This window comes from Bradyrhizobium sp. LM2.9 (assembly GCF_054056555.1).
In genome coordinates this window covers 3,887,653-3,909,464 of the sequence record NZ_JBSRYJ010000002.1, presented here as the reverse complement: position 1 = coordinate 3,909,464, position 21,812 = coordinate 3,887,653, and the positions used below count along the sequence as shown (strand labels likewise).

17 protein-coding genes and 3 pseudogenes are annotated in these 21,812 nt (G+C 63.1%); 10 read left to right on the top strand and 10 right to left on the bottom strand.

Going from position 1 to position 21,812, the window contains the following annotated elements:
* Positions 1-40: 40 nt before the first annotated feature.
* The 4 genes and pseudogenes from ACVWW3_RS20560 to ACVWW3_RS20545 all read right to left on the bottom strand — a co-directional run bounded on the left by ACVWW3_RS20560 (position 41) and on the right by ACVWW3_RS20545 (position 4,638).
* Positions 41-1,315, bottom strand: coding sequence for a multidrug effflux MFS transporter (locus ACVWW3_RS20560; protein WP_456648846.1), 1,275 nt, complete (start codon positions 1,313-1,315; stop codon positions 41-43).
* Positions 1,316-1,528: 213 nt separating this feature from the next.
* Positions 1,529-3,359: pseudogene (locus ACVWW3_RS20555) on the bottom strand (aminopeptidase P family protein).
* Positions 3,360-3,435: 76 nt separating this feature from the next.
* Positions 3,436-3,744 (bottom strand): hypothetical protein, encoded by a 309-nt coding sequence (locus tag ACVWW3_RS20550; protein ID WP_456649843.1) that lies wholly within the window; start codon positions 3,742-3,744, stop codon positions 3,436-3,438.
* A gap of 6 nt (positions 3,745-3,750) precedes the next feature.
* A complete protein-coding gene (locus ACVWW3_RS20545) occupies positions 3,751-4,638 on the bottom strand; it encodes a 50S ribosomal protein L11 methyltransferase (RefSeq protein ID WP_456648848.1) in 888 nt (295 codons plus the stop codon).
* A gap of 164 nt (positions 4,639-4,802) precedes the next feature.
* Here ACVWW3_RS20545 and ACVWW3_RS20540 point away from each other — a divergent pair, with 164 nt between their 5' ends.
* The 3 genes from ACVWW3_RS20540 to ACVWW3_RS20530 all read left to right on the top strand — a co-directional run bounded on the left by ACVWW3_RS20540 (position 4,803) and on the right by ACVWW3_RS20530 (position 5,904).
* Positions 4,803-4,958: a Flp family type IVb pilin gene (locus tag ACVWW3_RS20540; RefSeq protein ID WP_456649783.1), complete on the top strand. Its 156-nt coding sequence runs from the start codon at positions 4,803-4,805 to the stop codon at positions 4,956-4,958.
* A gap of 488 nt (positions 4,959-5,446) precedes the next feature.
* The gene (locus ACVWW3_RS20535) at positions 5,447-5,668 is read left to right on the top strand and encodes a hypothetical protein (protein ID WP_456648849.1); all 222 of its coding nucleotides are present in this window, start codon (positions 5,447-5,449) and stop codon (positions 5,666-5,668) included.
* 56 nt (positions 5,669-5,724) lie between these two features.
* On the top strand, positions 5,725-5,904 hold the full coding sequence (locus ACVWW3_RS20530) for an RNA-binding protein (protein WP_456648850.1): 180 nt from the start codon (positions 5,725-5,727) through the stop codon (positions 5,902-5,904).
* Here the strand turns inward: ACVWW3_RS20530 and ACVWW3_RS20525 are convergent.
* A complete protein-coding gene (locus tag ACVWW3_RS20525; RefSeq protein WP_456648851.1) occupies positions 5,901-6,380 on the bottom strand; it encodes a hypothetical protein in 480 nt (159 codons plus the stop codon). The genes ACVWW3_RS20530 and ACVWW3_RS20525 overlap by 4 nt on opposite strands.
* A 107-nt stretch (positions 6,381-6,487) precedes the next feature.
* The gene (locus tag ACVWW3_RS20520; protein WP_456672095.1) at positions 6,488-7,543 is read right to left on the bottom strand and encodes an ImmA/IrrE family metallo-endopeptidase; all 1,056 of its coding nucleotides are present in this window, start codon (positions 7,541-7,543) and stop codon (positions 6,488-6,490) included.
* 78 nt (positions 7,544-7,621) lie between these two features.
* Between ACVWW3_RS20520 and ACVWW3_RS20515 the strand changes: the two genes are divergently transcribed.
* Positions 7,622-8,509: an IS1 family transposase gene (locus tag ACVWW3_RS20515; protein ID WP_456649784.1), complete on the top strand. Its 888-nt coding sequence runs from the start codon at positions 7,622-7,624 to the stop codon at positions 8,507-8,509.
* A gap of 57 nt (positions 8,510-8,566) precedes the next feature.
* Here ACVWW3_RS20515 and ACVWW3_RS20510 read toward each other — a convergent pair.
* Positions 8,567-10,178 (bottom strand): annotated as a pseudogene (locus ACVWW3_RS20510) (phytoene desaturase family protein).
* Between the two features lie 231 nt (positions 10,179-10,409).
* Between ACVWW3_RS20510 and ACVWW3_RS20505 the strand changes: the two are divergent.
* On the top strand, positions 10,410-12,689 hold the full coding sequence (locus tag ACVWW3_RS20505; protein WP_456648853.1) for a spermidine synthase: 2,280 nt from the start codon (positions 10,410-10,412) through the stop codon (positions 12,687-12,689).
* Between the two features lie 9 nt (positions 12,690-12,698).
* On the opposite strand, the pseudogene ACVWW3_RS20500 reads toward ACVWW3_RS20505, so the two are convergent.
* A pseudogene (locus ACVWW3_RS20500) lies at positions 12,699-13,707 on the bottom strand (glycerophosphodiester phosphodiesterase).
* A gap of 237 nt (positions 13,708-13,944) precedes the next feature.
* Between ACVWW3_RS20500 and ACVWW3_RS20495 the strand changes: the two are divergent.
* The 4 genes from ACVWW3_RS20495 (at position 13,945) to ACVWW3_RS20480 (ending at position 18,711) form a co-directional block, all read left to right on the top strand.
* A complete protein-coding gene (locus ACVWW3_RS20495) occupies positions 13,945-15,249 on the top strand; it encodes an IS4 family transposase (protein WP_456648855.1) in 1,305 nt (434 codons plus the stop codon).
* A gap of 85 nt (positions 15,250-15,334) precedes the next feature.
* Positions 15,335-16,294, top strand: a complete 960-nt coding sequence (locus ACVWW3_RS20490; protein ID WP_456648856.1) for an acyl-CoA desaturase — start codon at positions 15,335-15,337, stop codon at positions 16,292-16,294.
* A gap of 46 nt (positions 16,295-16,340) precedes the next feature.
* Positions 16,341-17,723 (top strand): MBOAT family O-acyltransferase, encoded by a 1,383-nt coding sequence (locus tag ACVWW3_RS20485; protein ID WP_456648857.1) that lies wholly within the window; start codon positions 16,341-16,343, stop codon positions 17,721-17,723.
* The gene (locus tag ACVWW3_RS20480) at positions 17,698-18,711 is read left to right on the top strand and encodes a hypothetical protein (protein ID WP_456648858.1); all 1,014 of its coding nucleotides are present in this window, start codon (positions 17,698-17,700) and stop codon (positions 18,709-18,711) included. Before ACVWW3_RS20485 ends, ACVWW3_RS20480 begins: the two co-directional genes overlap by 26 nt.
* 6 nt (positions 18,712-18,717) lie before the next feature.
* Here ACVWW3_RS20480 and ACVWW3_RS20475 read toward each other — a convergent pair whose 3' ends face one another.
* Positions 18,718-20,418 (bottom strand): fatty acyl-AMP ligase, encoded by a 1,701-nt coding sequence (locus ACVWW3_RS20475; protein WP_456648859.1) that lies wholly within the window; start codon positions 20,416-20,418, stop codon positions 18,718-18,720.
* Between the two features lie 26 nt (positions 20,419-20,444).
* Positions 20,445-20,699 (bottom strand): acyl carrier protein, encoded by a 255-nt coding sequence (locus tag ACVWW3_RS20470; RefSeq protein ID WP_247347689.1) that lies wholly within the window; start codon positions 20,697-20,699, stop codon positions 20,445-20,447.
* 316 nt (positions 20,700-21,015) lie between these two features.
* On the opposite strand from ACVWW3_RS20470, the gene ACVWW3_RS20465 reads away from it, so the two are divergent.
* Entirely contained in the window at positions 21,016-21,810 is a 795-nt protein-coding gene (locus ACVWW3_RS20465; RefSeq protein ID WP_456648860.1) for a hypothetical protein, read from the top strand.
* Positions 21,811-21,812: the final 2 nt, after the last annotated feature.

Genomic DNA, 21,812 nt, shown 5'->3' with positions numbered 1-21,812 from the left:
CGCTTCGCTCGCAATGACGGGGAGGCGGCATACCGCCCCCTCACATCATCCCGCTCTCTTCCTCCTCCGCCTGCTCGATCAAGGTCTCGCTCACCACCACCTCGCGGCGGGGGACGAGGAAGATCATCGTGCAGGCGCAGAGCAGGGAGATTGCCAGCACGGCGGAAGTGAGCGGCAGCGTGGTCGCGGAATGGCCGCCGAGATAGGCGCCGAACTGCGACATCAGCGCGCCGATGCCTTGCTGGAGGAAGCCCATCGCGCCTGATGCGGTACCCGCGGCCTCCGGGCGGATGCTGATCGCGCCCGCGGCCGAGTTCGCCATCACGAAGGCATTGCCGGCCATCACGATCATCTGCGTGCCGAACAGCCATGCCGGCGCCTCGTTCCAGCCTGTGAAGCTCCAGAGCAGGTTCAAAAGGCTGCCGCAAAGCTGGAGCGCGAGGCCGAACCAGATCAACTTCTCCAGCGAATGCCTGGGCGCGAAGCGCACGCAGAGCAGATTGCCGACGAGATACGCAAAGCCCGTCGTTGCAAACCATGCGCCGTATTCGGCGCTGGTCCTGCCCATCTGCGTCACCACGATGTACGGACCGCCGCCGGCGAAGGTGAAGATGATCTGCGAGGCCAGCACCTGGCACATCACGTAGCCGACGAAGGCGCGGTTGCGAATGAGAATGCCGACGTCGCCGCGAAAACCGCCGCCGGCGGCGCGGGTGCGGCGCGTCTCCGGGAGCGCGACCGCGATGCCGCCGGCGACAATGATCGCGGCGATGGTGATGACGTAGAAGATCGCGCGCCAGCCGAATGCGGTCTCGATCAGGCCGCCGGTGAGCGGGGAGACCATCTGTCCGATCATCAGCGCCGCGACCACGAGGCTGATCATCGAGGCGACGCGGTCGCGTGCGTAGATGTCGCGGATGATGGCGCGGCTCACCACCATGCCGGCGGCGCCGCCCAGCGCCTGGAAGAAGCGCGCGGCGATCAGCTGCGGCAGGGTTTCCGCGAAGATGCAGGCGATGCTGGCGACCACCATCAGCGCCAGTCCTCCGAGCAGCACCGGGCGCCGCCCGAACCGGTCCGACAGCGGGCCCATGATGAGTTGCGACAGCGCGATGCCGACCATGTAGAGCGACACCGTCATCTGCGCGACCGAGATGTCGCTGCCAAATGTTGTCGCCAGCACCGGCAGCGCCGGAACCAGCATATAGAGCGAGATCGGCGCGATCCCGGTCATGACGACGAGCAGCAGCAACACCAGGCGCGAGGTCGCGATGTTCTTCGCCGTTTCCGGCGGCTTGCTGATCATGCCGTGCATGCGTGTCCGTCTCGTGGAAATTCGAATCGGACTGTAGCGTGCTCGCGCAAGACGGATATCGGCGTTTCGGAATGCGGCTATACGGATTCCGGGACGGTTATGATAACAGCGCGATGGCGACGAATTGGGCGCGGTTCGCGCCAGAATGAGAGTCCGTTGCGAAAGCAGCCTTGCGCAAATCGCTTAGTGCCATGCGGCTTCGGGACGGCGCGCTCACGCCGTCAGTTCCGCCGTCGCTTGATCGAGCCAGGCCTTCGTCGCCTCGTCCAGCGCCGGCCGGACCTCGGCCCTCACACGCGCGTGGTAGGTATTGAGCCAGTCGAGCTCGTCCTTGCCCAGCATGCCGACATCGATCAGCCGGCGGTCGATCGGCGCCAGGGTCAGAGTCTCGAACGCGTTCATCGATTTCTCCGCGCCCTTGATGTCGGCTTCGACCACCAGTTCGAGGTTCTCGATGCGGATGCCGAAACCGTCGGTCTTGTAGTAGCCTGGCTCGTTGGACAGGATCATGCCGCGCTTCAGCGGTGTGGTGCCGAGCTTCGAAATCCTCGCCGGTCCTTCGTGCACCGAGAGATAGCTGCCGACGCCGTGGCCGGTGCCATGCTCGAAATCGACGCCGGCGGCCCAGAGATATTGTCGCGCGAGTGTGTCGAGCTGCGCGCCGGTGGTGCCGTCGGGAAACGATCGCGCGTGCGATCGCGATGTGTCCGCGCAGCACGCGCGTGAAGCGGTCGCGCATCTCGCCGGTGGGGTCGCCGACCGCCATGGTGCGGGTGACGTCGGTGGTGCCGTCTTCATATTGCGCGCCGGAATCGATCAGCAGGAGATCGCCGGGGACGATCCGCCGGTTGCTTTTGCGGGTGACGCGGTAGTGCACGATGGCACCGTTCGGGCCCGTGCCTGATATGGTCGGGAATGACACGTCCTTCAGCGCGCCGGTGTCGCGGCGGAATGTTTCCAGCGCCTCGACCGCGTCGATCTCGGTGAGCTTGCCGCTTGCCGCCTCGCGGTCGATGAAGGCGAGGAAGCGCGCCAGCGCCACGGCGTCGCGCCGGTGCGCCGTCTGCGTGCCCTTGATCTCTGTCGCGTTCTTGACCGCCTTGAGCAGCGCAATCGGATCGCTGCCGCGCACCGGCTTGCCGCCGGCGCCCGTGATCAGCCGGCTGAGGGCGTCGGCCGCGGTCGCATTGTCGAGTGCGATCGATGCACCGCTCTTGGCGAGCGCCATCAGCGTCGGCGCCATCGCGTCGGGCTCGCGCACGTCGGCGGACTGCTCGAGATGGTCGCGGGTCAGATTGGAGAGCTTGCGGTGGTCGATGAAGATGGTCGGCCGTCCGTCCTTCGGCACCAGCGCATAGGACAGCGGCAGCGGCGTATGCGCGACGTCGGCGCCGCGGATGTTGAAGGTCCAGGCCACGGCATGGCTGTCGGACAGCACCAGCGCCTCGGCGCCGAGCTTGCCGATCTCGCTCCTGATCCGCGTCAGCTTCTCGGCTTCAGTGACGCCGGCATGTTGCATCCCGTGCACCGCGACCGGCGCAATCGGCGGCTGCGGCCGGTCCTGCCAGATCGCATCGACCGGATTGCTGTCGACGGCGACCAGCTCGGCGCCGGCCTTGGCGCAGGCGGCGGACAAACGCTCGGCTGCCGCAAAAGTGTGCAGCCACGGGTCAAATCCGAGGCGGTCACCTGCCCGCAGGTGTGTCGATACCCAGCTTTCCGGCGGGGGATCGATCAGGGATTCCACGGCCCAGGCCCTTGCATCGACCTGCTTGGCCGCCTGGATCGTGTAGCGGCCATCGACGAACAATGCGGCCTCGTGGGTTAGCGCCACCGCCAATCCCGCTGAGCCCGTAAAACCGGTCAGCCAGGCCAGACGCTCTTCCGAGGGCGGCACATACTCGTTTTGCTGCTGATCGGCGCGCGGGATCACGAAGCCGGTCAGCTTGCGGCGGGCGAGCTCTTCACGGAGCATGGCCAGCCGGGCCGCCAATGCGACGCCGGCCTCAGGCTCCTCGAATGTCTGGAAATGCGCTTCGAACATGGTGGATCACTTTAGGATCATGACGATCAGTCCGCAATGTAGACGCATTCGAGGCCGCATCTGGCATGGACTGTGCTTAAACAAGTTCCATTCGAATTGAGTGGAGTACAGGATGCAGCAGTTGCGCTTCGTCCGGATAATAGGGAAATTCGAGCAAGTGGTTCATCTCAACGGCGAGGGGACACACGATGCCAGCGTTCACGTTTGAGAAGATTCCGCCGCCGGTGCGCCGCGCCCCGACTGCGGCGACACCGAAGAAGCCGCGCGGCCTCCTCAGCCAGATGATCGACCGTTTCGCCGAACGCCGCGCAAAGCGGGCGTTGCGCGCATCGACACGCCGTGACGAGAAGCCTGCGAAGTAGCGCAGCGCCGAACGCAGCGCCAATCCGCCCTACGAAAGCTTCCGCAGCAACAGACTGCTCCACCCTTCGATCCGCAAATGCTTCAGCGGCACGAGGCCGCGCGCGCGGTAGGCGGCGATCACGGCGGGGGCCTGGTGTGTCAACAGGCCGGAGAGGATGACGCGTCCGCCGGGCGCGAGGTGGCCCGTCATCGGGCCCGCCAATTGCCGTAACGGATTGGCAAGGATGTTGGCCAGCACCAGGTCGAACGGGCCGCATCTGCCAAAATCAGGCGCGGCGAAGCCGGTGGCGCAGATCAGCCGCAAATGGTGACCAACCTCATTCAGAGAGGCGTTCTCGGCTGCCACCCGTACCGAGGCCGGGTCGATGTCGGAGGCCAGCACGGCGCGATGCAGCGCCTTCGCCGCCGCTATTCCCAGCACGCCGGTCCCGGTGCCGAGGTCGAGCAGGTTCCTTGGCCGGGAGCTCTTCAGGACATGGTCAAGCAGCAGTAAACAGCCGCGCGTGGTGCCGTGATGCCCGGTGCCGAAGGCGAGGGCCGCCTCGATCTCGATGGCGAGCTTGTTTGGCGTCACGCGGTCGCGGTCGTGGCTGCCATGGACGACGAAGCGCCCAGCCGGCACCGGGACGAGATCTTCCAGGCTCGCCTTGACCCAGTCCTTGGCCTCGATCGTGTCGAAGGCGAGCGTTGCCGCGAACTCGTTTCCTGCTGAGGTTGCAATGAGTTCGCGCAGCCATGCCTGGTCCGGCGCGTCCGCGAAATGCAGCGCGACGTCCCATTGTCCGTTCGACTGCTCGAAGGCGGCGACCGCCGCATCGCCCTCGAAAAACACCTCGTTGAGCACGTCCACAACACGCTTGGCGGCGATCTCGCTGCCGATCGAAAAGCTGGCGCGATGGGTGGGGGAAGACTGCATCCTAGGGTTCTGTCCGGTTCAATTTTTGGAACTTTTGTTCGCAATTTTTCGCACAACTTGCAATCTTGAGGTTAACCCGACCGCAGGTTGTGCTCCGTATATTTCCGGACGTTGAGGTCAACCAACACAGCTTGAAATGGAAATGGAGGCGAAACTTGAAGCGCATGATTTTGAAGTTCTGGTCCGACGATTCGGGTGCAACCGCAATCGAGTACGGCCTGATCGCAGCCGGTATCGCGCTGGCGATCATCACGGTGGTGAACAGCCTGGGTACCACGATGAACGAGAAGTTCACTTCGATTAGCACCTCCTTGAAGTAATTTCCGCCTCCCATTTTTCAGCGGCGTTACTTTCTTCATAAGACTGATTTCGACCAGCGCCCGTCGGGGGATTGCCCCTGGCGGGCGAAGTCGTTTTGGGGACTGGGTTTCGAAGGAGATGCCCACAGGCTATCCGCGCGTTCTCCGGACATTGTCCACGGCCTTATCCCCCGTTCGTCCCCAGATTTTCCACCGTCTTGTACCCGGCTTGACCCGGCGGGCCGAGACGGGCAACTCGGTAGTGTCTCAGTTTGAAATTTTGAATGCAGTCGGCGTGCACTCCAGAATTGTGCAGCCCCAAACACTCCCGGTAAATCGATTGATAATGGTTGAGTTGCCGCGTTCACCCCCGGTGACGGAGTAGACGCCTCCGCTCAAAAATCCCGCGAGCACGATTGCGCCCGCCAGCACGAATAGCCGATCCACCGCATCCTCCCTTGCGAAGCTTACCGCTAAGCATTACTTATAGCTTTGCGGGAGAGAATGCTGTGATTGAAGTAAACGTGTTTGTAGAGCCATACACCGCTGAATCTAGGTGCGCTCGTGTCAAGTTTCTCGCCGTTCCAAGAATTGGTGAGAATGTTGACCTGACCCTGCCTGGATTCGCGGGCAACGTGCGTGGCAAGGTCACCAAGATCACTCACACAACCGAGATTGATGGCGGGCAGCCAAGCGCCTACGTATTCATTACCCCTACGGACGACATTTGATGCCAAGAGGCCCTAAAGGCGAGAAGCGCCCAGCCGACGCTATCGGCAACGCCATCATGATCGCCAAGATCGCCACCGGCGAGATTGAGGATAATGATGCGCCGGAAACAAAGGCCGCTGCGGCCCTTGGCAGGCGCGGCGGTAAGGCTAGGGCAGCTAGCCTTACGCCCAAGCAACGGTCAGAAATCGCGCGCGTTGCAGCCGAAGCTAGATGGAAGAAAGGTGACGGCTCTTAGGCCGCCCCTTCTTCTTCGTCTGGCGTGTTCTTGCGCAATTCGACGTCGAAAGTCAGATCCAGCGGAAGCTGAATTGGCTCTTCTGTGGGGTGCGCTGCATTCCAGTGGTCTTGATCGTAAGTGAGCATGACGCCATCGCTGACCATTTGTTCTCGACGGCTTTGTAAAGAAACGTGCATCTGCATCCGCGTCGCTTCTTCGATATCGACAAAGAAGTGAAGCTGCGTCCCACCGTGCGACGTTTTGAGAGCGTGATAGACCCGATAAGGCTTACCGGTAGCCTTGTCGTATTCGATCACTTCGCGAGCGGCATCCGTGAATTGCCGTGTTAGCAAGTCAATAGGATCGGGTGGTGTGGGTAGCGGCCAACCTCTCCCCGCCGCCCAAAGGGCGACCTTACGCATATCGATTTCGGTTACCTTAGTCTCTTCTTTGTAGGCCCTTATCAGGCGCTGCATGTCCTTACGTTTTGACATCTGTATGTCCTCGTTAGTTACCGAGCGGTGTAACGTCTCCCCATCCGTCTACGATCGCATTCGGCGTGACGATCCCGCGGATTTTTATGATGTGATTGCCGAACCGGTCATAGCGCCCCGATGCGGTGACGCAATTGACCCGCAATCAAACCAGGATGAACGTTCGTCATCTTGGCAAAAGCCAAGATGTCACGCTCAGCAAACAATGGAGCCTTTCGAGCGATGAAGGCATCCATCATTTTCTTGGGCACACAAAATTCAGCCGCAGCTAAATTCGCTTGCCGTTCTTCTTCGGCTACGTTCTCGCCCGTACCTGCCTTTTCGCCCTCAAGTTCGGCGTCCAGCATCATGTGGTGAAGGCCGTGCCGCTGGCGAACATGCTCAAGTTCGTGTCGAAGGACGAACCAAAAATTGTCGTTCCGGTCGAAGCGCATAGAAAGGGCAACGACCGGAGAGTTGTCGTTTAGCCAAAAGCAAACACCATCAATCTTTGCGGTCGGAAGCGATTCGACCACAAGAAAGCGAATGCCGTGCTCCGCCAAAATTCGGGGCACTTTGCGAGCTTCTTCGGCTGCCCCCAAAAGATTCTTGAGTTTGGCGAAGATCGTTGGCATGGCGGCCGGATCAAATCTGGCCACAAGCATTTGACTCGCCATCTGCCGCACACGGTACAGCCAAGCGAGTTGGGCCGGGGTTGCTTCCGTATTCACGTTTGTTTTCTTGGCGGCGTGCGGAAGAATTTCGATGTCGTCCAGCCGGTTGACGCCGAAAAATCGCATCAACTCTGAGGGGATGGATTCGTCTCGAATATCCTTGGCGTTAATCCAGCCGCGCTTGATCATCTCCGAAACCGGCAGGTCCCCATACAACTTGGCGCGGGCCATCCGTTTCGGATCGGGCTGGTTCGATATCCGCGCCTTGGCTAGGTCGTATGACTTTTGCAATTCCAAAAAGCGCTCTGCGCGGACGCCGAACACTTCCTCTAAGGTCAGCGCCAGATCGGCGTCGACGCTGCGCTTATCGGTGACCAAGCGCCCAACGCCGCTCTCATCTATCTCCAGAACGATGCCCAAAACACGGTTGGACCAGCCGTTGGCCTCTAAAAGCGCCTTTATCAGCTGGCCGGGAGTGCGAAAGTCTGGCGAATCAGGGTTCATAATCATAAAGATAGCCAACTTGCGCTAAAACGCAAGCTGAAACTAATGCTTGACTGCAAGCAGAATAAGTTCATTATGAAATCCATGAACAAGCTGCCCCTGCAAACCCGCGTTCAAATCATCCAGATGCTCCGCGAGGGGTCGTCCATGCGGTCGATCTCCCGGATCACCGGGGTTTCGATCAACACCGTTTCCAAGCTGCTGATCGATGCCGGACTGGCTTGCGCGCGCTTCCATGACGTTACGGTGCGCGGCGTGACGGCGAAGGCTGTCCAGTGCGATGAAATCTGGTCGTTCGCCTATGCGAAGCAAAAGAACGTCAAGTTCGCCAAGGCCGCCCCTGATGCCGCTGGCGACGTGTGGACGTGGACGGCGCTGGATGCCGACTCCAAGCTGATCGTGTCATGGCACGTTGGCGACCGCAGCCAGCACACTGGCATCGCCTTCAGGGGCGACTTGAAGGCGCGCCTTGCCAACCGCGTCCAGCTCACCACGGACGGCCACAAGGCCTATTTGAAGGCCGTTGCCGCCGTCGATTTCGACGCCGATTATGCGATGCTGAACAAGATTTTCGCGACGGACTACGCTGGCGCTGACCGCTACAGCCCGCCCAAGTGCATCGGCGCGATCAAGAACCCGATCATGGGCAACCCGGACCCGGACCTTATCAATACGTCCTTTGTCGAGCGCCAGAACCTCACCATGCGCATGTCAATGCGCCGGTTCACCCGCCTGACCAATGCCTTCAGCAAGAAATTTGAAAACCACTGCCACGCGCTGGCGCTCTATTTCGTGTTCTACAACTTCTGCCGCGTCCACAAGACGCTTGGCGCTACCCCAGCAATGGCTGCGGGCTTGATCGACCGCGTTATGAAGGTGACGGACGTGGTTGCGCTGATCGACGCCGCCAACCCGGTCGCGGCCGTTCGCGGTCCCTACAAGAAGCGCGAATCCGATGAGATTTCAAACTGAGACACTACCGGCAACTCACCGCCCTTTCACAGCGCTACCAACAGCTCGTCCACAGGCCTATCCACGGCTTCCGAACAGCGATCGGTGATCCCTCAGGATCGCCTGGGCGGCGTTGTGGCCGGGAGCGCCGGTGACGCCGCCGCCGGGGTGGGCGCCGGAGCCGCAGTGGTAAAGGCCCTTCAGGGGCCCGCGATAATCGGCGTGGCCCAGCATCGGCCGCGCCGAGAACAGCTGGTTCAGCGTCAGCGCGCCGTGGAATATGTCGCCTCCCAACAAGCCGAACTGCCGTTCAAGGTCGAGCGGTGACAGGATCTGGCGGCCGAGCACGCTTGTCGCAAAACCCGGCGCGTATTTGTCCACCGTTGCGATCATGAGGTCGGCAACCTCGTCGCGATGGTCGTCCCACGACTTTCCATCGGGAAGCTCCGGCGCGACATGCTGGCAGAACAGGCTCGCGACATGTTGCCCTGCGGGCGCGAGCGTGTCGTTCGAGCGTCGAGGGGATCAGCATTTCCACGACAGGCTCTCGGCTCCAGCCGTGCGCGCGGGCATCGAGAAAGGCGCGGTCCATGTAGCCGAGACTGGGCGCCAGGATGATGCCTGAGGTGAGATGATCGCCGTCGCCCGGCAGCGCCGTGAAGGAGGGCAGACGGTCCAGCGCGACGTTCATGCGGAAGGTGCCGGACCCGTTCTTCCAGTGCCGGATGCGGTCGAGGAACTTTTGGGGCAGGGCATCGGCGGCGATCAGCCGCGTATAGAGCAGCTTCGGATTGACGCTGGCCGCGACATATTTGGCGCGGATGGTCGTCCCGTTCTCCAGCGCCACGCCGACCGCGCGGTCGCGCTCGACGATGACCTCGCGCACGCCCGCATCGGTGTCGATCACAACGCCGCGGTCGCGCGCGGCGCGCGCCATGGCTTGCGTGATCGCGCCCATGCCGCCGATGGCGTGGCCCCAGACACCCTTCTTGCCGTTCACCTCGCCGAAGGCGTGATGCAGCATCACATAGGCCGAGCCCGCGGCGTAGGGGCTGGCATAGTTGCCGACGATGGCGTCGAAGCCGAACAGCGCCTTGACCAGATCGTGCTCGAAACGTTCGTCCAGCATCTCGCCGGCCGATCGGGTGAAGAGATCAAGCAGATTGCGGCTCTGCTCCAGCGTCAGCCCCCGCAGGATGTTGGCGCTCTGGAATGCATTCACGGCCTCGCGGATCGCAGGCGTGCCAAAACCGTCGAGCATATTGGGCGGCGCGCGTAGCACGAATTGCCTGAGCACGTCGGCGATCTCTTCCAGCTCTCGCGAAAATCCGTCGAGCGCGTTTGCGTCATGGGCGCTCAGCCGTGCGACGGACGCCTTCGTCCGTCCTTCGCCGGTGAGGAGATAGCTCCCGTCGGGCGCGGGCAGGAAATTCTGCGCGCGCCGCTCGACGACCCGCAGGCCCTGCTCGGCTAGCTTGAGGTCACGGGCCACCTGCGGATTGAGCAGGCTCACGGTGTAGGCCGCGACCGAATTGCGGAAGCCCGGATGAAACTCCTCCGTGACCGCGGCCCCGCCGACCACCTTGCGGCGCTCGACCACGCGCACGCGCAAGCCGGCCATCGCGAGATAGGCCGCGCAGGTCAGGCCGTTATGGCCAGCGCCGATGATGATGACGTCGGTTTCGATCATAAAGGAGTCAAGCTGTTCCACATTCATTCGGGACGGTCTGAACGACCAGGTTCGGAATGACATCTGTATATCAAGCATTCTCCGCTGCAACATCACGACACCCTTTATTGCCCGTTCAGGCGCCGTGTGCTCCATTGCGCGCGTCCGGTGCCCGCCGGAGGAGTAATCCGACGCGTTTTCGCGCACGAACCGGTGCCCATTTCGCTGGAAAACGTTCTTGCTGGAGCTTCCATGGATTCGATCGTGCAACCCGCCGCCACGGAGCAGCCGTCCTCGTCACGCAACCGGCTGCTGCTGACGGTCTACACCGCCGCGATCTTCGTCAGCGCGCTACTGCTGTTCTCGGTGCAGCCGCTGTTCACGAAAATGGTGCTGCCGCGGCTCGGCGGCTCGCCGGCGGTGTGGTCGGTGGCGATGGTGTTCTTCCAGTCGCTGCTGCTGGCGGGCTACGCCTATGCGCATTTGTTGATGCAGGTGAGGAACCGCATCGTTCCGGTGGTGGTGCATCTCCTGCTGCTGATTACGGCGTTCGTCACGTTGCCGCTCGGCATCGCCTCCGCCTATGGCGATCCGCCCGCTTCGGGCTACGCGATCTGGCTGCTCGGCCTGTTCGTGATCTCGATCGGGCTGCCGTTCTTCGCGCTCGCCGCCAACAATCCGTTGTTGCAGGCCTGGTTCGTCCGCACCGGGCATCCTGCCGGACACGATCCATATTTCCTCTATGCGTCCTCCAACATCGGCAGCTTCCTCGCCCTGCTATCCTATCCGTTCCTGCTGGAGCCAATGTTCACGCTGCACACGCAGAACCGGCTCTGGACCGGCGGTTATGGCATTCTGATCCTCCTGATCGCCGCATGCGGTGTGCTGCTATTGCGCTCGCCGAAGCTGGCAATGGTCGATGCGCGAACCGAGGATCTGAATGCCCCGGCGCCGGGTTTCCTGACCCGGCTGCGCTGGATCTTTCTCGCTGGAGTGCCGTCCGGTCTGCTCATCGCCGTCACCGCGCACATCTCGACCGACGTTGCGGCGGCGCCATTGCTGTGGGTGCTGCCGCTGTCGCTGTACCTCCTGACCTGGGTGGTGGTGTTCCAGTCGCGGCCGCTGCTGCCGCACAAATGGATGCTGATGCTCCAGCCGGTCGCGATCGCGGGCGTTGTCTTCCTGCTGGCGTTCGGCGGCGAACAGAACCTGCTGCTGACGCTTGGCGGCCATCAATTGTGCTTCTTCGTCATCGCCATGGCCTGCCACGGCGAACTGGCGCGGACCCGGCCAGCCGCCAAATATCTCACCGGATTCTATGTCGCGCTGTCGTTCGGCGGCATGGTCGGCGGCCTGTTTGCAGGGCTCGTTGCGCCCTTTACCTTCTCCTGGATCGCCGAATATCCGATCCTGGTTGCGCTTGCCGCGCTGTGCCGGCCGCCCGCGAGCGAGCGGCTGGCGGGCATCGTCAAATGGTACTGGCTGGCGCTGGCCGCGCTCGCCGTCGTGCTCGTTGCGCCGTCCATTACGACGGGGGGGCTGTCGGCCTGGTTCGAGGATCACCGCGTCTGGGTGGCCGGCAGCATTGGCGTGCTCGCCGCGCTGCTGGTCCTGGCGGTCAACGCCGGCCGCTGGAAGATCTTCGCCACCGTCGCGCTCGCGCTGGCACTGATCCGCATTTATCCGGCGGACGAAGGCCGCGTCACCACGGTGCGCAGCTTCTTCGGCGTGCATAAGATCGTGGTGACGCCCGGCGGCTATTTCCACGTCTTGATGCACGGCACCACGATCCACGGCGCCGAGCGCTTCCTCAACAATGACGGCACGCCGGTCACCGGGCGGCCCGAACCGATCACCTATTATCACAAGGACGGCGGCATCGGTCAGGCCGTCAGCGCGATCCGGGAACGCAAGGGCGTGCCGCTGAAGGTCGCCGCGATCGGCGTCGGATCGGGCACGCTCGCCTGCGCCGCCGAGCCCGGCGAGAGCTGGACATTCTTCGAGATCGATCAGTCCATGGTCGATGCCGCCCGTGATCCGAAGAATTTCCACTATATCTCGAGTTGCCTGCCGGATTTGAAACCGGTGATCGGCGATGCCCGCCTCACCTTCGCGAAGGAGCCCGACGGTGCCTACGATCTCATTATCGTCGATGCCTATTCGTCGGATGCCATCCCGATCCATCTTGCGACCGAAGAGGCGATGAAGATCTACAAGGACAAGCTCGCTCCGCACGGCGCCGTGGTGATGCACGTCTCCAACCGGCACCTCGATCTCGAGACCGTCGTGGTCGGCATCGCCGACGCCAACGATCTCAAGAGCTGGGTCTACAATGAAGATTCCGGCCGCGATGGTGACTACATCTTCTCGACCGACGTCGTCATCTCCGCCCGCGGGGAGGAAGATGTCGGCAGGCTCGCATCGTCGAAAGTTTGGGAGCAGACCGAAGCTGACGACAGGGTGCGGGTCTGGACCGACGATTACTCCAATATTCTGGGCGCGCTGTACCGGCGTTTGCGGGACGGGGAGTAGGGGCCGCTTCTACGGCTCCACCGGTGTCGCCGCGGGCAACGCAATTCCCTTCTCGCCCGCGACCTGTCGCAGCAGGTCAGGCTTGTCGGAGATGATGCCGTCGACGCCGATCTCGATCATGCGCGCCATGTCTTCCGGCTTGTTGACGGTCCAGACCACGACGCGCAGCCCGAGCCCGTGCGCCTCCGAGACGAGCGCTGTGGTCACATCGCCGAAATAGGGCGACCAGATCGCGCCGCCCGCAGCCTTGATCGTTCGCGGCAGCGAGCCACCGTGATCGGCCGGGCTGAATCCCGCCGTCCAGTTGGTTCGCCTTGTCCAGCGCCACCGTCTGGCCCGAGCCGCGCTGGAGCGTCAGGTACACCGTCGGCATCTTCGGTGCCCGCTGCTGGACGAGCTGCAGGGTTCGCCAGTCGAACGACTGGATCATGACGCGGTCGGAGAATTTTTCGGCTTCGATCAGCCCGAGCAGCTTGGTGACGAAAGTTTGCGGATCGAGCGTCTCGTCCGGATGGTTCGGATCGATCTTGGTCTCGATGTTGAAGCGCACGCGCGTGTTGCCGGATTTGCGCACCAGCGCGAACAGCTCGCTCAAGGTCGGAATGCGTGTCCCGGGCACGGCGCGCTGGTCGGGGAATTGCTTGGCGTAAGGGCTGTCTGGCCGGATCTGGCCGACGTCGTAGGTCCTGACCTCGGCGAAACGCAATCTTGCGAAAGGCGTGCCGGGCGGGGCGACATAGGTGCCGCTCGCATCCCGCGCCAGATCGGGATTCAGCCCACGCTCATGCGAGACGACGACCTCGCCGTCGGCGGTAATGCCGACGTCGAGCTCCAGCGTGCCCACGCCCATCGACAGCGCATTGGCGAAGGCCCGAAGAGTATTTTCCGGCAACAGTGCCCGCCCGCCGCGATGGGCCTCGAGGTCGAATCCCGAATCAAATCCCGAATCAAATCCCATGGCCTTTCCCGCAATGAGAAGTAACAGCACGGTCAAGATTGTCGCAGCACGTGATGGCATGGTGGCTCGCAGGGCAAGCGGAAAAGGGCCGAATCTGAACGCATTTCGGCGCGGCGGATCCATTCTATAAGCTTTCGCGCCTGTTGAAACCTTGGCTATCGAATTCACACATATTGCGGAGGAATTTGATTGCTGATTCCGTGAGTTGAGTGATGATTCGCGGGAGCGAGCGATGTCTGGGATGGATTACGGTCTGGGTCGGTTTGGCGACGCGCGGCTGGAAAAAGGGGGGCGCATTTGCATGCGGCGCTTGTTGCACGGCCGGGTTCGTGCATCCGTCAGCTGGCGCAACGCAACCGCGCGCGTGAGATTCAGTTCACGCGCTTTCTTCGCAACGATGCAGTGACGGCAGAAGAGATCGCCGGCTGCGCGGGAGAACGCACGGCGGGGCGTGCGAGAGGCCGTGATGTGGTCGTGGCGCAGGATACGAGCGAGCTTTCGCTGGGTGGGCAGCGGGCGAAAGCGAATGGCTACGGACCGGTTGGGAAAGGCGGGGCGCTGCGTGGCCTGTTGCTGCATGCAGCTCTGGCGATCGATGCCGGCAACGGTGGGGTGATCGGCCTTGTTGATGCGAAGGTATGGAACCGCACGGGCGGCAAGGCCAAGCATCGACGGTCGCGGACAACGAAACAGAAGGAATCGCAACGCTGGCTCGATAGCACGAGGCGCGCGGCGGAGGTTCTGACGGAGGCTGCGACCATCACGGTGGTATCGGACCGGGAAAGCGACATCTACGCGCACTTCGCGTTCCGTCCGTCACGGGCACATCTGATCGTGCGGGCATGCCAGAACCGGCGGATCGAGACGGGCGAGGAGGAGCAGCAGATTGATTTGCTGTTCTCTCATATCGATAGCCTGCCCGAAGCAGGTCGGCTCAAAGTCAACGTCTCCGCGGCTCCGGGACGCAAGGCACGCGGCAGCGAGCTGGCAGTCCGCTTCTCGCCTGTCGCCCTGTGCAAGCCATTGCATGGTGCGGCCGATCTGCCCGAGGCCGTCACCTTGACCATGGTCGATGTGCGCGAGACATCGACAGCGGAGGGCGGCAAGCCGATCCATTGGCGGCTGCTGACGACCCATCCGGTCACAAACCTGGTCGAAGCGCGTCGTATCGTCGATCTCTATCGAATGCGCTGGGTCATCGAAGAATACTTCCACACGCAGAAGACCGGGGGCTTCGATATCGAGGCAGCTGACATCAGCGATCCCGAGGTCATGATCAGGTTCGCCACTGCCGTCGCCGTCGCGGCCGTATCGGTGATGCAACTGGTCAAGGCACGCGGCGGCACTACCGGCCAGACCCTGCTTGAAGTCTTCGAGCCTGCCGATCAATCCATCATCGAGGCCGTCTCGGCAAAGCTGGAAGGCAAGACCGAACGGCAAAAGAATGCGCACCCAAAGGGTTCGCTCGCCTTCGCTGCCTGGGTCATTGCCCGCTTAGGCGGATGGGACGGCTACTATGGCAAGCCGGGACCAAAAACCATGCGCTTGGGGCTCGAAGCCCTCCAGCGCATCAAATTTGGCGCCTCACTGGCCGATGTGTGAATCGGATAGTGAAACCTTGGGGGGTGGCTTGGGTTGCGCTCGCCCGGCGGGTATGTACTCATGGAAGCTGCCCTGGAATCCCGACGTGCAACAGAAACGCGATCACCGCATTATCCGCAGCCGGCATTTTCATCGGATGCAGCGGCGGCATTTCATCCTTTTCGACGTTTTGCCCTTGGCCGGCACGCTGGTGGCACTGGCCCTTCTGTTCTACCGCCCGATCGGCGCGATGGAGCTCGGCCTGTTCTTCGGCTTTTGGCTGGTCACCGGCCTCGGCCTCACCGTCGGCTATCACCGCCTCTTCACCCACCGCGCCTTCGCGACCTCTACGGCAATGAGCGCGATCCTGACCGTGATGGGATCGATGGCAGGCCGCGGTCCCATGCTGTCCTGGGCGGCAATGCACCGCCGGCATCATGAATTGTCTGATCACGATGGCGATCTGCATTCGCCGCGGCTGCATGGCGACGGCCCGTTCGGCCGCCTGCGCGGCTTCCTGCACGCGCACCTGACCTGGATGATCGCACACGATTATCCCAACGTGGCGCACTATGTCCCGGATCTGATGGCGGATCGCAGGCTGGTTGCCGTCAACAGCTACTATTACACGTGGGTCGGTCTCGGCTTGGTGCTGCCGGCCGCGATCGGCGGCCTTGCCACCATGAGCCCGTTGGGCGCGCTGACCGGCTTGCTCTGGGGCGGCGTGGTGCGCATGTTCGTGGTCGAGCAGACCATGTCCGCCATCAACTCCGTCATGCACAGCTTTGGCGCGCAGCCCTTCGTCACCCGTGACGACAACAGCAGGAATCTCGGCGTGATGGCCTGGCTCGCCTGGGGCGAGGGCTGGCACAACAATCACCATGCCTTTCCGTATTCCGCGGCCTTCGGCCTGCGCTGGTTCGAGTTCGATCCCGGCTTTAACTTCATCCGCGCGCTGGAAGCGCTCGGACTAGCCTGGGACGTCAAGGTGCCCAGCGAGGAGAAGATCGCCCGGCGCATGTCGAGGCAGCCGGGCGACGCGACGCCCGACCTGGAAACGGGCTGAGTATCATCGGCCGGCGCAACGCCGGCGATGGCTCAGCTTTGAACCGATGCTGTTCAACGACTATCCCTTTCTCTTGGTCTTCCTGCCGGCGGCGCTGCTGATCTACCGCCTGGCCGATCCCTATCCGCATTTGCGCATCGGTGTGCAGGTCGCGCTGTCGCTCGCCTTCTATGCCTGGGGCAGCCCGTCCTTCATCCTGCTCCTGATCGGCTCGATCGCGATCAATTGGCTTGCCTCGGTCGCCTATGGGCGCGTGAAGTGGCCGACGCTGCTGACGCTCGTGATCGTGCTCGATCTCGCGGTGCTGGCGCTGTTCAAATACGCCAACTTCCTTCTCGCCAATCTCGGCCTCGTGCTCGGTACCACGCTGCCGGCGCTCGACATCGGGCTGCCGCTCGGCATCTCCTTCTTCACCTTCCACCACATCATGTATCTGGTCGATCTGAAGCGCGGCAGGGCGCCGCTCTATGCGCTCGACCGCTACGCGCTCTACATCGCCTTCTTCCCGCAGGCGATCGCCGGTCCCCTGGCGCGCTGGTCGGAGGTGATGCATCAGTTCGGCAGGCAGGTCTACGTGCCGGGCTGGCAGCGTCAGTTCTGCGTCGCGACCTGCTTCATTGCGATCGGCCTGTTCGAGAAAGTCGTGATCGCCGACGGCATCGCGCATCTGCTCGATCCCATCTACACCCAGGCAGCGAACGGGTCGCTCCCGAGCGGCGATGCCTGGCTCGCCTTCTGCTTCTCCTTCCAGATCCTGTTCGATTTCTCCGGCTATTCCGACATCGCGATCGGCCTCGGCCTGCTGTTCGGCGTGCAGCTGCCGTACAATTTCAATGCGCCGCTGCGCTCGACCAACATCCAGGATTTCTGGCAGCGCTGGCACATCACCCTGATGCTGTTCCTGCGCGATTACGTGTTCTATCCGCTGGTCAATCTGCGCCTGCTGCCGCGGCGCTGGCTTCCCGTCCAGTTTTTCGCCGCGATGATGATCACGATGGCGCTGTGCGGCCTGTGGCACGGCGCGAGTTGGAACTTCGTGCTGTGGGGCGTGCTGCACGGGCTTGCGTTGGTCGCCTGCACGCTGTGGCGCCGCTATGGCCCGGATTTGCCGTCATGGCTCGGCTGGGCGCTTACCGTGCTGTTCGTGCTCGCGACCGGCGTGATCTTCCGTGCGGGATCGGTGGAAGCGGCCTGGCATGTGTTTGCCGGACTGGTTTCGCCGCTGCCGCTCGAGCACGGAAAGCATTTGTGGCCGCTGATCGCGGCGCCGCTCTTCGCCTTCCTGCTGCCGGCGAGCCAGGACATCGTGGCGGTGCTCACGCGCCGTCCCAATCCGTGGCTCGCGGGTCTGCTCGGTCTTGGGCTATTCGCATTGCTGCTCCACATGGGTGGTCGGGATCTCCATGACTTCGTCTACTTCAAGTTCTGAGACCGACCCCGGCTGGGGCCGGAGCCTGCTCGCGTGCCTGGGCACGCTGATTGGCGCTGCGCTGCTGGTGCTCGCACTGATGGTGGCGGTCGATCCCTATGACAGCGGCAAGCTCGGCCTGCTCGGCATCGACGGCGTCGACAATCGGCTCACCCAAATCACGGCCGCGAGCCGCGCCAGGAATCCGGATTTCAATGCTGCCATCCTGGGCAATTCGACAGCGCAGATGATCGAGCCGACGGAATTGTCGCGTGCGACCGGCCTGCGATTCGTGCAGCTCTACATGACCGGCGCGTTTCCCCGCCAGGAGCTTGCGGTGCTGGACTTCTTCCTCCGCAATCACCGGGAGGTCGGCGCACTGGTGATCGTGGCCGACCCCGGCTGGTGCGAGCATGCGCGGGCGAAGGAGGTCGGCGGCGTCCCGTTTCCCGACTGGCTCTATGACAGAAGCGTCGTCACTTACGCTGCACGTCTGATCTCCTGGCAGGCGATCGAGCAGGCTTTTCAGCGGATCAGTATCGGGCTGGGCCGGCGACCACGGATGAACCCCGACGGCTTTGTCAGCTACGAGGATATCTGGCCGCCGGGCCAATTCAAGGAAGTCGGCTGGCCCAGGGATCCGGCGCCGTCCTTGTCCGCCGAGATGCGGGCGACATTTCCCGAGATCGCTGTGCTGGCAGATACCGTCAGGACATTGCCGGCCGATGTGCCGGTCGTGATCATCGTGCCGCCGACCCTCGCAACCACGGTGCCGAAGCCCGGTACGGAAACCGCCCTGGAGCGCAGCGCCTGCGACGCCGCGCTGAAACAGGTGGTCGCGGGCCGGCCGCGCAGCAATTTCATCAGCTATCGCGTCGACAACGATCTCACGCGCGACCGCTCCAATTTTGCCGACTTCATCCACTATCGCGCGATCCTCGCGCGCAAGCTCGAGCAGGGGATCGCTGCGAGCCTGCGCGATGGGGAGGGTGCGAAGATCGATTTCTGAGCCGGCTCAGCCGATCCCCTCGAAGCCACCGTCGAGCCAGAGCCTGCGCGCCAGCTTGCGCTGGATCTTGCCGCTGGTGGTCTTCGGCAGCGCGCCGGGACGGATCAGCGCGATGTGGCGCGCGGAGAGCTCGTGGTGGTCGGCGACAGCCTCGCGGATCAGGCCCTTGATCGCTTCGGTGTCGATCGAGTGGCGCGCGGTGCGCTCGATCTCCTGGACGATGACGAGCGTCTCTTCGCCGCTCTCGTCCTGCACCGAGAACGCCGCGCCGCAGTTTTCGCGCAAAGCTCCGTCGAGCGATTGCACGGTGCGCTCGACGTCCTGCGGATAATGGTTGATGCCGCGGATGATGATGAGGTCCTTGATCCGACCCGTGACGAACAATTCGCCTGTGACGTCGACGAAGCCGAGGTCGCCTGTGCGCAGCCACGGCCCGCCTTCGCCGGCAATCTGCGCATTGAGCCCCTCGCGCGTCGCCTCGTCGTTGCGCCAATAGGCGCGGGCAATATTGGCGCCATTCACCCATATCTCACCGACGCGGTCGGCGGGCAGGCGTGTGCGGTCGTCCGCGTTCACGATGGCGATCCGCTCTCCGGTGAGTGCGCGCCCGCAGCCGACGGCGACTTGCGTGTCTTCCGCATCGGAGGGCGTCTCCGCCGCGTGCGCCTGAAGCGCCGTGCGGCTCACGCTGCGTGTGACATGACCGTCGCCGCGGTGTCCGCCGGAAATCAGGAGCGTCGCTTCCGCCATGCCGTAGGCGGGATACATCGCGCGCGGATCGAATCCGTGCGGCGCAAATGTCTGGATGAACCGTTCGATGGTTTCCGCATGCACCGGCTCTGCGCCGTTCAGCGCGATCCTGAGCGAGGACAGGTCGATGCCCTCCATCTGATCGGCGCGGAAGCGGTTGACGCAGAGGTCGAAGCCGAAGTTCGGGCTGCACGCCACTTCCGCGCGATAGTGCGAGATCGCGCGCAGCCAGCCGAGCGGCCGCTGCATGAACGCGTTCGGCGCCATCAGCACGCAGGTCGCGCCGACATAGAGTGCTTGCAGCGCGTTCAGGATCAGCCCCATGTCGTGATAGAGCGGCACCCAATTGACGTAAGTCGATTGCCGGGTGTTGCCGAGCGCGATCCGGATCATCTCGAGATTGGCGAGCAGATTGGCGTGGCTCACCATCACGCCTTTGGGCTCGGAGGTAGAGCCGGAGGTATATTGCAGGAAGGCGGTGTCGTCAGGCGCCGGCTCGGGAAGTTCGAATGTCTCACCGTCGGCCACGGCGAGATCGACTTCGATCCAGCGAATGTTCTCCTGCGCGAAGCGTGCTCTCAGTTCACCACGGAGCGCGACGGCCGAATTGGTCAGGGCCAGCGCCGGCGTGCAATTGGCGAGGATGGCGGCGCTGGCATCGCGCGCGCTGTTTCGCCGCGGCATCATCATCGGCACGGCGATGATGCCGGCCATCAGGCAGCCGAGGAACGCCACCATGAATTCGATGCCCGGCGGAAACACCAGGATGGCGCGGTCGCCGGGCCGTGCGGCCGCGGTCAGGCGCGACGCAAGCGTGGATGCGGAGTCATGCAGCTGGCGGAAGGTGAGCACAGCTTCCTCCGTCCCGCGATCGGAGACGAAGACATAGGCACGGTCGCTGGCCTGCTCCGCCGCACGCCGGGCCAGCAGTGCCACCAGCGAGCGGAAGGTTTCCATGTGGATTGCGCCGACTTCAGCCGCCCTCAGGCGGCGGGGCGGATTGCACGCTTGTCAGCGAGAAATCGCGACAAGGCCTCAACGGTCGGATGGTCGTAAAAGTCGTCCGTCGACAGTTCGAGGTCGAGCTTCTCCTCGAGTTCCATCATCAGGTAGACCAACATCGCCGAATCGAGGCCGAGACGATTGAATTTCGTGCCGATGTCAACTCGGTCCCTCGAAATTCGCAGGATATTCGCCAGGGCGGTAACGCAGAAATCCGAAATCTGCTCGCGTGTCATGTCATGTCCCAGAAACAATCAGAATGACAATACGGGCGACCTTCTGGTTGTCAATTTGGCCGGAACGCCGCAGCGTTGAAGGTTGGGGACTGTTGCTTTCCTGCGTCGTCCGAGTGCTCAATCCGTGCACAGGCTGGCGCGATTTCCGCGCTTGGGCCCGATTGCGAGGCGCTTCTGTCCCCGCGGTTCCCCGTCGGATCCTGCCTGCGTCCATCCAGCGCGGCAGTGATTTGATTCGGCGAGGGCGGTTGACGACGGCCGCGGAGGGCCGAAACTGGCCGCCAAGAAAAAATGATCGGCACCGGGAGCAACCCACATGCGGCATATGTTCATCGCGATCATGGCGGTTCTTATGGCCGGGCAGGCGGCAGCCAAGGATGTGCTTTCGGGTGCGAGCCTCTATGAAGACGTGACGCGTTACGCGTCCTTCGGTCTGCACCGGTTCGGTTCGCCCGGCGATCGCGCCACCGGCGAGTGGATCGCCGCCGAGCTCAAGGCCGCCGGATTCGAGGTCAGATCCCAGCCCGTCGTGCTTGGCTGCGTGTGCGAACGTGGCCCCGGCATTGCCAACTTCCTTGCGCTGGCGCGCACGGTCGCTGCCGAAAAATGGCCGGCGCATGTCGTCTTCATCGCGACAGCCGGCCATGAGATCGGCCATGAGATCGGCCATGAGATCGGCCATGAGATCGGCCATGGCGGCATGGAGCTGTTCCTGAAGAACGGAGCGCCCGCGCCGAAGGAAACACTGGCGTGGATTCACTTCGGCTCATCGAACGCCGGCTACGCCTTCGCGGAGGGCGCCCGCACCGATCGGCCTGAGGAGGAGCGTTATCTCGTGCTGAGCAAATCCGCCGTCGCGCTGACTGACGAAGCCTTCGCCAAGGTCGATGCAAAACGGCTGGTGACGGAGAAGCAGGCGGTCGGCGAACTGCGCGATGTGCATGCGGCGGGCTACGCCAATTTCCTCGGCATGGCCGGCCGCCATCGGACTTTCCACACGCCGTCGGACGATCTCGTCGCGACCGGGCCCGAGATCATCGAGCCGGTCGCCCGTGCCTTCGTCCAAGCGGCGCGAAAAATCGTCGAGCGCGGCAACGCCGCGTTCAGATAGCG